Genomic DNA, 12,011 nt, shown 5'->3' with positions numbered 1-12,011 from the left:
GCACGCACGAGGGGTTCCGCGTCGGCGATGGCGCATTCCAACCGACTGCACAGCCGGGTCTAGCGCCTCTCGCGCCAGTCCAGCGGTTCGCGTTCAGCCCGTTCTTTACTCTGCTGTCGTTCGCGATCGGTGGGGCGTGCTTTTGGGGGCTGCTGTGATGATCGTTCGTCACATGGGGCAGGATATCTCGCTTGCCCGGATGATCCAGCACTACCGGTTCATGGTCCGCGCCAATCCCGCTCGGGCATCATTCTGGCGGCAAATGGTCCGCACCATCATCGCGGATTACCGCGATCAGCAGCGGCAACATGACGAAAGGCTGGCGGCATGACCGACGATCCGCGCCTCGCGATCGGGGGCAACAATCCTCCCGTGTTCGATATTCACGCCATCAACATCGAAGACCTGTTCGCGCTGATATCGGACACCGTAGCCGGTGGTACCGTCACCACCGACGAACAGGAAGCAGCGCTTGACGGCTTGCTCGACAATGCCCGCGACGCTCGCAAGGCGGCTGATGCTGCTCGCGCTGATGAAAAGCGCCCACATGACGAAGCGGCTAAGGCGGTCCAGACCAAATGGAAGCCGCTGCTCGAACGTTGCGATCTGGCAACGGCTGAGATCAAGCGCCTGCTGACCCCGTACCGCGTCGCCAAGCAGGCGGCGAAGGACGAAGCGGCGCGCAAGGCCCGCGAGGAAGCGGCGGCGAAGGAAAAGGCCGCACAGGACGCCTTGCGCCAGTCGGACAATCTACAGACCCGGTTCGCCGCCGAAGAGCAGATCAAGCAGGCGAGCAAGCTCAAGGCGGTCGCCAACAAAGTCGATCGCTCCGCTACCGGCCTGCGCACGTCCTACGTCGTCGAGATGGTCGACGCGCTCGCTTACGCGCGCTGGGCGTGGACCAACCGCAACGAGCAATACCTCGCAATGCTTTGCGAACTCGCGAGCGCCGAAGGGCGCGGTGCCGATGCGATCCCAGGACTGAAACTCAACATCGAACGAAAGGCAGCATAACATGGCATTGATCGTATCCGATAGCGGCGGGGGTGATTTCACCCCGGCGCCCGAAGGAACCCATTTCGGCGTCTGTGACATGGTGGTCGATCTCGGTAAGCAGCGCACGTCCTATCAGGGCGTCGAAAGCCTCAAGGATCAAATCTACATCCGCTGGCAGATTCCTGCCGAACGCACGGAATGGACCGATGCCGACAACGTGAAGCGCGAAGGTCCGGTTGTCATCGGCAAGACCTACACGGCATCGCTTGGCGAAAAGGCAAACCTTCGCAAAGACCTTCAATCGTGGCGGGGCCGGGCTTTCACCGAAGCCGAATTGAAAGGCTTTGACATTTCAAAGCTGCTCGGCGTCGGGGCGACTATTTCGATCGTCCACAATCACAAAGAAGGCAAGACCTACGCCAACATCGGCGCGATCGGCGGACTGCCCAAAAACATGGAGAAGCTCCAGGTCGAGAATGGAGCGATCCTTTACGACCCCGACAATCAGGGCACCTTCAACGATCTGCCGAAATGGCTTCGCGAGAAGATAGAAGGGCAAGTTATCCCGACCGGCAAGACGGATGCCAACGATCCGGATAGCTGGCGGAACAACGAACTCGACGACGACGTGCCGTTCTGATGGGCATCAACGTCGCCCCTCGTAAGCAGAATGCTGGCCGTCCGCCTGAAAAGTCGGCTCCCCGCTATCTGCAATGGCTACGCGGTCGGTCCTGCTATTTGGACGGACACCGCGCAGGCGGGTGCGGCTTGGCGGATATACCCCGGCGCTCGCCTGTCGAAGCTGCCCACGTCGATCACGCTGGCGACAAGGGGATGCAGACCAAGGCGAGCGACCGGTTCGCTCTGCCTCTCTGCCAGCGTCACCATGACGAACAAGGCGGCAAGATTGGCACCTTCCGCCAGCGCGCCGGATGGCGATCGTTCGAACTAAAATACGGCTTCAATGCCGTTCAGATCGCGAGCGAATACTGGCGGCTCTGGCCGGGTCGAGCAAAATGGGAGGCTGGCAATGGCCAAGGCTGAACAGGTCCGCATCGTCGGCGACACACAGCGCGCCTACGCCAAGCAGCTGATCGACGCAGCGCCTTTGGGCTGGGTGATGAAGCTCGGTGCAGAGACGCGCCGGGATGCTCAGAACCGTAAGCTCTGGCCCATGCTCGGAGATATCCAGCGCCAGGTCGAAGGCTTCGCCACCTACACGCTCGACGATATCAAGCTGCGGTTCCTGAACGCGCTCGGGGAAGAGTTGCGCTTCCTACCAGCGCTTGAGGGCCAAGGGCTTTTCCCGGTCGGGCTGCGATCGTCCACGCTTACGGTCGAGCAATTCAGTGGCTTGGTCGAGCTTCTCTACCAGTTTGGCGCGAAGAACGACGTTCGATGGTCCGAGCCTGTCGAGCGCGCAGCATGAACAACCGCCAGCACAATGCTGAGCGAAAGGAGGGGCTGGGCGGTGCCCTCCGACTGCCCCGCCCCTCCAGAAAGGACAACCCTGTGACGAACGTAAATGCAGACACGGTAATCGTGGAACAGTGCGATCGGGAGGCGGCTGCGGAATATCTCGGCACTGGCGGATGGGGCAATGACAAAGAGTATGTCCTCAAGAACATGCTTGATTGCCACCCGCTTGTTCAAATCGTCGCCCGTCACCGCATCGCATCCACCGCTCCCCTACTCGCTGAGATAGAGGCGAAGGATGCGCGGATTGCGGCGCTGGAATTGGGTGTAAGCATAGCGCTCGCCGCGCCGATGATTGACCATAGTTCGAAGCGACGCGGCGTGTACGATGTCCTCAGCGCCCTTCTATCCCCTCCCCATGCACAGGAGGCGGGGAAGTGAGCCTGCCATGCCACACTGGTACATCACCAAAGACGGCGATCGGTCGCTCGTTGCCCTCTATGAGCGGCATTACAGCTGCTACCACTATGCGGACGGCCGCGAACGATTGCAGTTCGTCGGCCCCGGCGAGTGCATCGTCCTACGCACCGATCGCGCCGACGCTGGATTTGTTTGGCGTCGCTTCATCGACGATAGCGGCGAGCGAGGGGTCAACTGCGCGTTCTTCCGCAACGAAGGGCCGATCCTATCGTCCGAGCTTGTCCGACAGGCTGACGCCGTTGCTGATTTCGTCTGGCCTGGTGCGCGGCACTACACCTTCGTGGATCAGGAAGCGATCCGGGGTAGCCATCCGGGGTTCTGCTTTGTGGCCGCTGGGTGGCGATTGCTCAAGCGACGCACCGCCGGTGGCCTGCGCATCCTTGAGCGCGACCCGGCCTGCCAAGGACACCGATCATGTCGGCTGACGTGGCAGAGGTGGCGAAGCTGACGAAAGGCCAACGTCGGTTTTTGCAACGGCGCTACTGCGCGTGGTGCAAAGCCCGGATCGACGGCGATACCTGCTTCGCCAAGTACGGCGCCAGATGCACGCCAGAAGAAATGCAACGACGGCGCGAAAAGGCGCTCGCGACATACCGCCCGCGTCCACTCCGCAACCATCTACTCAACGAGGCCCGCAATGACGACTGAAGCACAAGCACCGGTGACGGTGGAGCAGAACTATACGCCGGACTTGGTGATCTATCACGGCCATTGCGCAGACGGTTTTGCCGCAGCGTGGGCGTGCTGGATGCGTTGGCGCGATCAGTGCCGCTACGTACCAGCCAATTACGGCGAGGAACCGCCGCAAGTCGATGGTCTGAACGTGCTGATCGTCGATTTCAGCTACAAGCGCGATGTCCTGCGTTCAATGGGGCAAAAAGCCCGCTCGGTTATCGTACTGGATCACCACAAAACAGCGGCTGCTGAACTGGCGGATTGGACTATCGACGACGTTGCTGGTGACTTTTGGGCTGGCGATGATCCGATGAAGTCGGTTCGTCATAACGACGACCACATTGGTCAACCGATTGCAGCAATCTTCGACATGGGGAAGTCGGGTGCGCGCCTCGCGTGGGAGTTCTGCCACGACGCGGACGCGCCTCGCCTGATCGAACTCGTTGAAGATCGTGACCTTTGGCGCTTCCAATACGAGGACACGAAACCTTTCTCGCTTTGGCTGCGCTCGGAGCCATTCGATTTCTACCGGTTCGAGTTGCTGGATCAACAGTTGAACGATGCTCGGGACTGCGATCGGATAATGAACGAGGCGCAGGCAATGCAGCGGTTCTTCGACGCCAAGGTCGAGGAAATCGCATCGTTTGCGCACGTTAGAGCTATGGCTGAGCATTCACCAATCGTGGTGAACTGCCCGCCGATGTTCGCAAGCGAGGTCGGACACGCGCTGCTCGACAAGCATCCCGCCGCCCCGTTCGCCGCAATGTTCTACGACTCGCACAACAAGCGCATGTGGAGCCTTCGCAGCCGAGATGATCGGCAGGACGTGTCGGAGATTGCTGCGCTATGGGGCGGCGGTGGCCATCGCAACGCGGCAGGTTTTTCGGAAGCCCTCGCATCCCAGGATGTAGCGGCTGCGGTCGCTGCAACGATTGAGATGTGCGCGAAGGTGGCGGATGCCGTCGAAACACAGCAAGAAGCGGATCATGGGGCCGCGAACACTGGCGGCGCGCAAGCCGCCGCCGACGCAATCCTAGCCCTCGTACAGCGGGAGGGCGGGAAGTGAGCAACAGTCGCTTGTTCTGCATCGCTTGCGTGACGACGAACATAATCATGATCGTTATCGAACGCATCGGCGGTTATTTGCCGGCTTCGCCCGATAGTCGCGTGATAGTGTGCGCTGTATTCGGTGTGACGATTGTGGCGTTAATGGGCGATCGCGACCTTCCCAAATTGGAGCCTCGTCCATGACCCGCGAGCAAACCCGCGCGACCGTTGCCGACGATCTTGAGCGCACGCACGATAACCAAGAGTTCATCCGCCAGGTCCGCGAAGGCGAGCAGGATGACGGCCCTTTCATGCGTGGGGCGCTGGCGATTGTAGCAAAGCTGAACGCAGAGACGAATGATGGGTAAGGGTGTCTCCAAACCTCGGCAGCGCGCCTGTGCTTTCTGTGAAGCAGATTTCACTTATACCAACGCTGCCAGCAAACATTGTAGCCGCTTGTGCCTATTTTGGTCAAAGGTAGATATGCAAGGCATCGGCAAATGTTGGCCGTGGACTGGTGGTAGTCAAGTTCGAGGTTATGGCCGGTTCTACGGTTCGTCTTCACCACGAGTTGCATGGCAAATGGCAAATGGTCCAATGCCCTCGGAGCTTTTTGCTTGCCACTCGTGTGACAACCCATCGTGTTGCAACCCCAAACATATTTGGCCAGGAACCCCAAAGGAGAATACTCAGGACTCAATTCGTAAGTTGCGCCGGGTCGGTGAAGGGATGGGGCGCAATAAACTAACCAATATCGACGTTCTTAACATCAAGGACCGCCTACTGGCTGGTGATTTGCCTTCGGATATCGCCAACAGCTACGGCGTCAACCTGTCCACGGTTCTAAGGATTCGCCAAGGATCGAATTGGGCGCATCTTACCGGCGGGCCTATTGTTCGGTCACAGTCGGCACAGCGCCGCATGATCGGGTTAGTCGTTGAGCGGCAACAGTCTGGTTGCGCTGCCATCCGGAGGCCGAAATGATAGCTGATTTTGGCTGCGTCGTTGAGCGCATTGTCGATGCGGATACCATCATTTGCTCAGGCACGGCTCTGAGAATTGGTGCGATCAACGCCCGCGAGCGCGACGGATCATGCCGCACCGGCGCTGTCTGTCCCGTCATGCCCCCTGCACAGGCAAAGGCGATAGCAACGAAGCTGCTGCACCGCCAGACATTGCGCTGTGAACCGGTGGGGAAGTCGTGGGAGCGCGTGGTGGCACGCTGCACCTTACCTAGCGGTCAGGATGTCGGCTGCGCTCTGGTGGCGTCTGGTGCGGCTGCTTGGGAGCCTGTCTGGGCTCGGCGGTACAAGCTGGAGGCGTGTCAGTGACACAGCCCGAGCGCGTCATGATAGACGAGGCACGCATGATAACGGGCCTGCCCGAGCGTACCTTGCAAAGCATGTCGGCGCGCGGTGAAATATGGGGCGCGGCCAAACTAGGCCGGCGCTGGACATTCGACAGACAAAGGTTGCGGGCATGGGTGCGGGCAAAGGAAGCGGCAAGCGGCAGCCGTCAAACCTCTATCAGAGGGACGGTGTCTTTTACGCTCGCATCACCGTCAACGGCCGCGAGCAGCGTAAGTCACTTAAAACGACTAGTCGCCGAGAAGCTGAGCGCCGCTTGAAAGCCTTCCTCGCCGAACGGTCGCCGTATTTCGGCACGACCCGACACACCTTCGCGGAGGCCCTGCAACTGTGGATGGATGCCGGGCAGTGGAAGCCCAAGACCCGCGTAGGCTATGCCAAGCTGCTGAACAGCGCCGGGGGCATCATCGAGCATTTCGGGTCGCTCTATTGGGATGAAGTCGATCGCGGCGAATTGAGCCGGTTCATCCAGCAGCGGCGCGAGCGCAAAAGCGGGGTCGCGACGATCAACCGCTATCTGTCCGTGTTGTCCAGCATATCGAACCACGTCAAGGACCTGGAGGGCTGGCCGGACATCAACGCCGTGTCGCTGCTGCCCAAGAAGGCCCGCAAGGAATTTCGGCTGCGCTACGTCCGCCCGCCGTTCGGCGACATCGAGGCGTTCTTTTCCCGCGCGCCCGGCACGTTCGGGGATCTGGCGCGGGTCGCATTGCTGACCGGCGCTCGCAAGGACGAGCTGGTCCAATTGCGTTGGGATCAGGTCCGTGATGGCCGGATCAGCTTCACCGATACCAAGAACCGCACTCCGCGCACGGTGCAACTATTGCCCCTCGCGCGGCTGCTGGTCGAGAAGCAACCGAGGCTGCCCGGATCGCAATATGTGTTCAACACCCGCAATGGTGGACCGTACAAGCGCGCGACCGAGATGTGGCGCGAGATCGTCATCCGGGCACAAAGCATGGCACAGCGAGACGGCCGAACGATCACCGCCATGACGTTCCACGATCTGCGGCATGAGTACGCGATTCGGTATCTCGAAAGCGGCGGTTCGATCTACATTCTGCAAAAGGCGCTCGGCCACGGATCGATCCGGCAGACTGAGCAATATCTGGACTACCTGACCCCTGAGACGCAGGAAGCAGCAAAAAGAGGGTCGGCACAAATATAGGTACTGTTGCAGCGGTTTCGAGTGTGATATAGCGAGGGAATTGGCAGAAATGCTAGAGTTTGGAGAGGTGGCAGAGAGGTCGATTGCAGCGGTCTTGAAAACCGCCGTGGGTGCAAGCTCACCGTGGGTTCGAATCCCACCCTCTCCGCCACGCGCTCTCGCTCAGCCGTGAGCGAGCGCTTCAAACTGTCCGTCTGGCAGCGCATCGTCGAAAGCGAGCCCTGCGGCATAGTCGTCGGCCCACGCGATGTGGGCGGATATCGGAGCCCCGCCAGGCAGCGTCAGCCAGATCGTCGATCCCGCGCGCAGCATCGAATAGGTCTGAATGCGCGCGCCGTGCGGCGACAGGTCGGTAACGCGGCACAAGGTTCGGTCGAGGCCGCCGCGGCCCAGCTTCGCGTCAAGCGAAACCGGCGCGCGCGGAGCACGGCGACCGACCGGCAGAACGGCGGGTTCGAATTCTGCGGGAAGGGAAAAGGTCCGACCTGCGAGCATGCAGATCGGAATAGGCCCGCGCGGCTAACGGCGCGTTAACACCATTTCGCCGTGACGTTGCTTACTTCTTGCCGAGCGAAAGCCCGCCGAACCGCTTATTGAAGCGTGCGACCTGGCCGCCGGCGTCGAGCAGGCGACCCGTGCCACCGGTCCATGCCGGATGCGCGAGCGGATCGATGTCGAGCGTCATCAGATCGCCTTCCTTGCCCCAGGTCGAGCGCGTTTCGAACGTGCTGCCGTCGGTCATCTGGATCTTGATCATGTGATAGTCGGGATGGATGTTCTTTTTCACGGCTATAGGCTCCAATAGTGGCTGGTTTCCGACCAGCCGGAGAAAGGCGGCGCGGTACACGCGCCGCCCGATAGATGCAAGCGTCCGCGCTCAGGCGGGTGGATCGGCGATCATCGCGGTGAAATTCGCCTGCGCCGCGAGCTGGCCGTCGATCAGCGCGCGGCCGGCGAACTTGCACACGCTCGAGCGCTTCTGCACGAACTCGACCTCGAGCCGCAGCAGGACGCCGGGTTCGACCGGCTTGCGGAATTTGGCATCGTCGATCGCCATGAAATAGACGAGCTTGCCCGATCCGGCGAGCCCGAGCGACTCGACCGCCAGGATGCCCGCGGCCTGCGCCATCGCCTCGACGATCAATACGCCCGGCATGATCGGACGGCCCGGGAAATGACCCTGGAAGAACCCTTCGTTGATCGTCACCGCCTTGATCGCGGCGATCGACCGGTCGAGGTGCAGTTCCTCGACGCGGTCGACCAGCAGCATCGGATAGCGATGCGGAAGCGCTGCCATGACCCGCTGGATGTCCAGCGGGCCGAGCACCCGGCCCTCGTCGCCGGTCTCGATCATCGGCCCTGTGGGGCCGGGGTCGTCGGGGCAGCGGCGGCAGGCGCGGTGCCGGCTGCAGGCTGCTGTGGCGCAGGCGCGGTCACGCTGACGCTGGGCAGCGCCGAGTTGAGCGACGCCAGCACCGCGTCGGTGATCTCGAGCGCAGGTGCGTTGAAGAAGGTGCTCTGCTTGTCGAGCGCAAGCGTGGCGCCGCGCTGCTGCGCGATCTGGGTGATGATCGGGCCCATGCGCTGACCGATCTGCTGGCGGACATAGGCAGCATTGCGCTGCAGCGTCTGCTCCTGCGTGGCGATCTGCTGCTGCGCGGTCTGCTGGCGCTGTTCGAACGCGGTAATGCGCGTCTGGAGCGCCGCATCGGGATTGCCGCGTGCGGCCTGAACTGCGGCCTGGATCGCCTGGCCTTCGGTCTGGAGCGGGGTCGCAAGCTGCTGTGCGCTGGTGCGCAGCGTCTGCTGCTGCTGCTGCAACTGCGCATTGGCCGCGACGCATGCGGTGCAGGTGCGGAAGATGCGGTCGGAATCGACCACCGCGACCTTTACGTCGGGCAGCGTTTGCGCGGCAGCGGCCATCGGCAGCGCTGCGGGCGCAACCAGCAGTGCGGCGAGAAGCGTCTTGGAAATCGTCATCAGAATGCAGTCCCTACGTTGAAAGTGAAGAGCTTGGGATCGTCGCCCTCGACCGATATGATGTCCTTGGCGAGATCGATGCGCAGCGGTCCGAACGGCGAGTTCCAGTTGACGCCGATGCCGACGGTGATGCGTGGCTTCGCCGAATTGCCGACGAAGCGTTCGAAGAACGGCTGCGTCGTGTTGACGGCGCGGTCATTGTCGGCGGTTCCCGAACAGGTGCCGCCATAGGTGTCGGCATACCCCGAAGCGCAGGTTGTCAGGCGCGTGAGTTCGGCCCCGGCGTCGCTGGTATATTCGTTGACATACAGCGGCAGCCCATCGGTTGTGTTGACCGGGGTGCTCAGCGCCAGCAGCGTCGGCGAGCCATCCACGTTGAACAGCAGATTGCCGGTGGCGTCGGTGGCCTGTTCGAAGTCGACCGTCCTGCGCGGTTCGGTGATGCCGAACAGCGCGCCGGCCTGAACGAACACGGATGGCCGCAGCCCCAGTTCCTGCGCACCTGCACCCAGCGGAATTTCCAGCTCGGCCTTGGCGAGATAATAGGCGCGGCCACCCAGCGCGTCATCGATGATCTGGTCGCGATCGGTGACCAGGATCGTGTTGCCGTCGGCATCCTGGGTGAACGGGATACGCTGCACGCGTGGCCCGACGCCGCGAATGTCGAAGCCGCGGAACTGCGGTTCGCCAAGATAGAAGCGATCGACGATGCGCACCTTGTCGATGCCGGGGCCGCGGCTTTCCTCAAGCGAGTGGATATATCCGCCCTCGGCGCCGAGCGAGAAGATGAAGCCGCTGCCGACATTCCAGTATTTGTCGGCGTCGAAGGTCGCGCGCACATAGCGAACGTCGCCACCCAGTCCGGCAAAGTCGGTGCCGACGACGACGCGCTGACCCGCGCTGGGACGCAGGCGGCTGTTGAGGCTGTCGTAGATCAGCGAGGTACCGACCAGCGAGGTCAGCCGATCGCCGATCGCTTCGCACAGATAGCGCCCGGCCTTGAGCGGATCGCACACGCCGTTGGTGAAGAAGGTCGCTTCGTCGAGCGAGACATTGTCCTGGCTGAGGCGATAGCGGCCCGACACGGTCCAATATTCGGTGAGCGGGATGCCGGTACTGAGCTGCCCGCCGGTCGATACCTGCTGATAGGTGGTGTTGCGATCCTGGCCGATGAAGTTGAACGAGTTGTAATCGCGCCGGAATAGCGTGCCGCCGAGCGCGATGTTCTTGTCGAACAGATACGGCTCGGTAAAGCTCGCCTCGATCGACTTGGAATAGGTCGAATAATTGACCGAGACCTGGGCGTCCTGACCCTTGCCGCGGAAGTTGCGCTGGCGGATCGACGCCTGGATGATGAACCGCTCGAGGCTGGAAAAGCCCGCCGAAAGCGACAGCTCGCCGGTCGAGCGTTCCTCGACATTGGCGAGCAGCACGACGCGATCGGGGGACGAGCCTTCCTGCTGTTCGATCTCGAACTTGTCCTGGAAATAGCCGAGCGAATTGATGCGATCCTGCGAACGGCGCACCAGGAACGAGTTGAACGCGTCGCCCTCGGCGATGCGCAGCTCGCGCCGGATCACCTTATCCTGCGTCTGCGTGTTGCCGGTAATGTCGATGCGCTCGACATAGGTGCGGTTCGCCTCGCCGATCGAGAAGGCGATCCCCATGGTCAGCGCTTCGCGGTCGGGGATATAGTCGGGCGTGATGTCCGCCGCGGCATAGCCGAACAGGCCGGCAGTCTCGCTCAGCTGATCGACCGAATCCTCGACGAGCTGGGCGTTGAACCACTCGCCTTCCTTGACCGGAACCGCCTTGGCCAGCGCCTCGCCATTGAAGTCTCGGATCGCGCTTTCGACGGTGACCTCACCGAACTTATAGCGGGGCCCCTCCTCCACGACATAGGTGATGATGAAGTCTTCCTTGTCCGGGGTCAGCTCGGCCACCGCGGATATCACGCGGAAATCGGCATAGCCTTCGGTCAGGTAGAACTGCCGCAGCTTCTGCTGGTCATAGGCCAGGCGATCCTGGTCGTAACTGGTGTTCGAACTGAAGAAGCGGAACCAGCGCGCCTGCTTGGTCGCCATCTGTTCGCGCAGGTCATCGTCGGAGAACAGCTCGTTGCCGATGATGTTGATCTGTCGGACCTTGGACTTGGGCCCCTCGGTGATCTCGAACACGACATCGACGCGGTTCTGGTCGAGCGCCACCTGCTTTGGCTCGACCACCGCAGCGAAGCGGCCCTGGCGGCGGTACAGCTCGACGATGCGCGCGACGTCGGCGCGAACGGCGGTACGCGTGAAGATCTGGCGCGGGGCGAGCTTGATCTCGGGCAGGATCTTGTCGTTCTTCAGCCGCTTGTTCCCTTCCAGGATGACGCGGTTGATGATCGGGTTTTCCTGGATGCGGATGATGATGTCGCCGGTCTCGACGCCGGCGATCTCTGCGGTCGCCAGCAAGTCGGACGCGAGCACGTCCTTGAGCGCCTGGTCGAGCGTTTCGTTGCTGTAGGGCTGGCCGACGCGCAGCTTGGTGTACGACAGTACCGTTTCGGGTTCGATGCGCTGCGATCCTTCGACGCGCAGCGAGCGGATCGTGCGCTGGGGAACCACCGGCGCAGCTTCCTGCGATGCGGGCGAAGCCGCGCTGGTAGCAGGCGTGGCGGCGACGGGCGTGGCCGGCGGGGCGTCGGAAGTTACCGCAGGATCGGCATTCGCCGGGGCGGTCTCGCTCGTCTGGGCATGTGCCAGGCCGGACAACATGGTCGTCGCGAGCAGCAGCGTCGCTGCGCCTCCGCCGAGTCTGGAAATATTGATCGCGGTCACCATCTACCCCAAATACCGAAAACCCGGCGAGCCCAAATCGGGCCGGCTCGCCCCTGCCCT

The 12,011-nt window shown here is 62.0% G+C and carries 17 protein-coding genes and 1 tRNA gene; 13 read left to right on the top strand and 5 right to left on the bottom strand.

Annotation, left to right across the window (positions count from 1 at the left end; all coding sequences use genetic code 11):
• The first annotated feature begins 157 nt into the window (after window positions 1–157).
• From FHY50_RS14140 to FHY50_RS04230, 13 genes are all read left to right on the top strand, one after another.
• Complete coding sequence (locus FHY50_RS14140; protein WP_166745497.1) at window positions 158–331, top strand: hypothetical protein; 174 nt, start codon at window positions 158–160, stop codon at window positions 329–331.
• A complete protein-coding gene (locus FHY50_RS04280) occupies window positions 328–1,014 on the top strand; it encodes a hypothetical protein (protein ID WP_140047199.1) in 687 nt (228 codons plus the stop codon). Before FHY50_RS14140 ends, FHY50_RS04280 begins: the two co-directional genes overlap by 4 nt.
• A gap of 1 nt (window position 1,015) precedes the next feature.
• Window positions 1,016–1,636, top strand: a complete 621-nt coding sequence (locus FHY50_RS04275; protein WP_140047197.1) for a phage replication initiation protein, NGO0469 family — start codon at window positions 1,016–1,018, stop codon at window positions 1,634–1,636.
• Window positions 1,636–2,040 carry a DUF968 domain-containing protein gene (locus tag FHY50_RS14540; RefSeq protein ID WP_140047195.1) on the top strand — a complete coding sequence of 135 codons (405 nt, stop codon included), beginning with the start codon at window positions 1,636–1,638 and terminating at the stop codon, window positions 2,038–2,040. Before FHY50_RS04275 ends, FHY50_RS14540 begins: the two co-directional genes overlap by 1 nt.
• A complete protein-coding gene (locus tag FHY50_RS04265) occupies window positions 2,027–2,425 on the top strand; it encodes a recombination protein NinB (protein WP_166745496.1) in 399 nt (132 codons plus the stop codon). The genes FHY50_RS14540 and FHY50_RS04265 overlap by 14 nt, the downstream gene beginning before the upstream one ends.
• The gene (locus FHY50_RS04260; RefSeq protein WP_140047192.1) at window positions 2,422–2,853 is read left to right on the top strand and encodes a hypothetical protein; all 432 of its coding nucleotides are present in this window, start codon (window positions 2,422–2,424) and stop codon (window positions 2,851–2,853) included. Before FHY50_RS04265 ends, FHY50_RS04260 begins: the two co-directional genes overlap by 4 nt.
• A gap of 7 nt (window positions 2,854–2,860) precedes the next feature.
• Complete coding sequence (locus tag FHY50_RS04255) at window positions 2,861–3,340, top strand: hypothetical protein (RefSeq protein WP_140047190.1); 480 nt, start codon at window positions 2,861–2,863, stop codon at window positions 3,338–3,340.
• Entirely contained in the window at window positions 3,307–3,540 is a 234-nt protein-coding gene (locus FHY50_RS04250) for a hypothetical protein (protein WP_140047188.1), read from the top strand. The genes FHY50_RS04255 and FHY50_RS04250 overlap by 34 nt, the downstream gene beginning before the upstream one ends.
• Window positions 3,530–4,633 carry a DHH family phosphoesterase gene (locus FHY50_RS04245; protein ID WP_140047186.1) on the top strand — a complete coding sequence of 368 codons (1,104 nt, stop codon included), beginning with the start codon at window positions 3,530–3,532 and terminating at the stop codon, window positions 4,631–4,633. The genes FHY50_RS04250 and FHY50_RS04245 overlap by 11 nt, the downstream gene beginning before the upstream one ends.
• Window positions 4,634–4,814: 181 nt before the next feature.
• Complete coding sequence (locus FHY50_RS14135; RefSeq protein ID WP_166745495.1) at window positions 4,815–4,982, top strand: hypothetical protein; 168 nt, start codon at window positions 4,815–4,817, stop codon at window positions 4,980–4,982.
• The gene (locus FHY50_RS14520; protein WP_140047184.1) at window positions 4,972–5,598 is read left to right on the top strand and encodes an HNH endonuclease signature motif containing protein; all 627 of its coding nucleotides are present in this window, start codon (window positions 4,972–4,974) and stop codon (window positions 5,596–5,598) included. The genes FHY50_RS14135 and FHY50_RS14520 overlap by 11 nt, the downstream gene beginning before the upstream one ends.
• Before the next feature lie 438 nt (window positions 5,599–6,036).
• The gene (locus FHY50_RS04235; protein WP_140047182.1) at window positions 6,037–7,149 is read left to right on the top strand and encodes a site-specific integrase; all 1,113 of its coding nucleotides are present in this window, start codon (window positions 6,037–6,039) and stop codon (window positions 7,147–7,149) included.
• 61 nt (window positions 7,150–7,210) lie between these two features.
• Window positions 7,211–7,300, top strand: a tRNA-Ser gene (locus FHY50_RS04230).
• Window positions 7,301–7,311: 11 nt separating this feature from the next.
• Here FHY50_RS04230 and FHY50_RS04225 read toward each other — a convergent pair.
• The 5 genes from FHY50_RS04225 to bamA all read right to left on the bottom strand — a co-directional run bounded on the left by FHY50_RS04225 (window position 7,312) and on the right by bamA (window position 11,954).
• A complete protein-coding gene (locus FHY50_RS04225) occupies window positions 7,312–7,644 on the bottom strand; it encodes a PilZ domain-containing protein (RefSeq protein WP_140047180.1) in 333 nt (110 codons plus the stop codon).
• A gap of 61 nt (window positions 7,645–7,705) precedes the next feature.
• Window positions 7,706–7,936 carry a 50S ribosomal protein L31 gene (gene rpmE / locus FHY50_RS04220; protein WP_140047178.1) on the bottom strand — a complete coding sequence of 77 codons (231 nt, stop codon included), beginning with the start codon at window positions 7,934–7,936 and terminating at the stop codon, window positions 7,706–7,708.
• Window positions 7,937–8,026: 90 nt separating this feature from the next.
• A complete protein-coding gene (fabZ, locus tag FHY50_RS04215) occupies window positions 8,027–8,503 on the bottom strand; it encodes a 3-hydroxyacyl-ACP dehydratase FabZ (RefSeq protein ID WP_140047177.1) in 477 nt (158 codons plus the stop codon).
• On the bottom strand, window positions 8,500–9,129 hold the full coding sequence (locus tag FHY50_RS04210) for an OmpH/Skp family outer membrane protein (RefSeq protein ID WP_140047175.1): 630 nt from the start codon (window positions 9,127–9,129) through the stop codon (window positions 8,500–8,502). The genes fabZ and FHY50_RS04210 overlap by 4 nt, the downstream gene beginning before the upstream one ends.
• Complete coding sequence (bamA, locus tag FHY50_RS04205) at window positions 9,129–11,954, bottom strand: outer membrane protein assembly factor BamA (protein WP_140047173.1); 2,826 nt, start codon at window positions 11,952–11,954, stop codon at window positions 9,129–9,131. The genes FHY50_RS04210 and bamA overlap by 1 nt, the downstream gene beginning before the upstream one ends.
• Window positions 11,955–12,011 lie beyond the last annotated feature (57 nt).

Origin of the sequence: Sphingomonas japonica (assembly GCF_006346325.1) — a bacterium.
Classification (GTDB): Bacteria; Pseudomonadota; Alphaproteobacteria; order Sphingomonadales; family Sphingomonadaceae; genus Sphingomonas; species Sphingomonas japonica.
Note: the sequence above shows the minus strand (reverse complement) of the source record. Positions and strands in the feature narration are given on the sequence as shown.

Bases quoted from the DNA above. Each gene is read 5' to 3' on its own strand.
- FHY50_RS04260 (WP_140047192.1), top strand. From the start codon at position 2,422: ATGAACAACCGCCAGCACAATGCTGAGCGAAAGGAGGGGCTGGGCGGT.
- FHY50_RS04255 (WP_140047190.1), top strand. From the start codon at position 2,861: ATGCCACACTGGTACATCACCAAAGACGGCGATCGGTCGCTCGTTGCC.
- FHY50_RS14540 (WP_140047195.1), top strand. From the start codon at position 1,636: ATGGGCATCAACGTCGCCCCTCGTAAGCAGAATGCTGGCCGTCCGCCT.
- FHY50_RS04250 (WP_140047188.1), top strand. From the start codon at position 3,307: ATGTCGGCTGACGTGGCAGAGGTGGCGAAGCTGACGAAAGGCCAACGT.
- FHY50_RS04245 (WP_140047186.1), top strand. From the start codon at position 3,530: ATGACGACTGAAGCACAAGCACCGGTGACGGTGGAGCAGAACTATACG.
- FHY50_RS04225 (WP_140047180.1), bottom strand. From the start codon at position 7,644: ATGCTCGCAGGTCGGACCTTTTCCCTTCCCGCAGAATTCGAACCCGCC.
- FHY50_RS14520 (WP_140047184.1), top strand. From the start codon at position 4,972: ATGATGGGTAAGGGTGTCTCCAAACCTCGGCAGCGCGCCTGTGCTTTC.
- FHY50_RS04210 (WP_140047175.1), bottom strand. From the start codon at position 9,129: ATGACGATTTCCAAGACGCTTCTCGCCGCACTGCTGGTTGCGCCCGCA.
- FHY50_RS04265 (WP_166745496.1), top strand. From the start codon at position 2,027: ATGGCCAAGGCTGAACAGGTCCGCATCGTCGGCGACACACAGCGCGCC.
- FHY50_RS14140 (WP_166745497.1), top strand. From the start codon at position 158: ATGATCGTTCGTCACATGGGGCAGGATATCTCGCTTGCCCGGATGATC.
- bamA (WP_140047173.1), bottom strand. From the start codon at position 11,954: ATGGTGACCGCGATCAATATTTCCAGACTCGGCGGAGGCGCAGCGACG.
- FHY50_RS14135 (WP_166745495.1), top strand. From the start codon at position 4,815: ATGACCCGCGAGCAAACCCGCGCGACCGTTGCCGACGATCTTGAGCGC.
- fabZ (WP_140047177.1), bottom strand. From the start codon at position 8,503: ATGATCGAGACCGGCGACGAGGGCCGGGTGCTCGGCCCGCTGGACATC.
- FHY50_RS04280 (WP_140047199.1), top strand. From the start codon at position 328: ATGACCGACGATCCGCGCCTCGCGATCGGGGGCAACAATCCTCCCGTG.
- FHY50_RS04275 (WP_140047197.1), top strand. From the start codon at position 1,016: ATGGCATTGATCGTATCCGATAGCGGCGGGGGTGATTTCACCCCGGCG.
- FHY50_RS04235 (WP_140047182.1), top strand. From the start codon at position 6,037: ATGGGGCGCGGCCAAACTAGGCCGGCGCTGGACATTCGACAGACAAAG.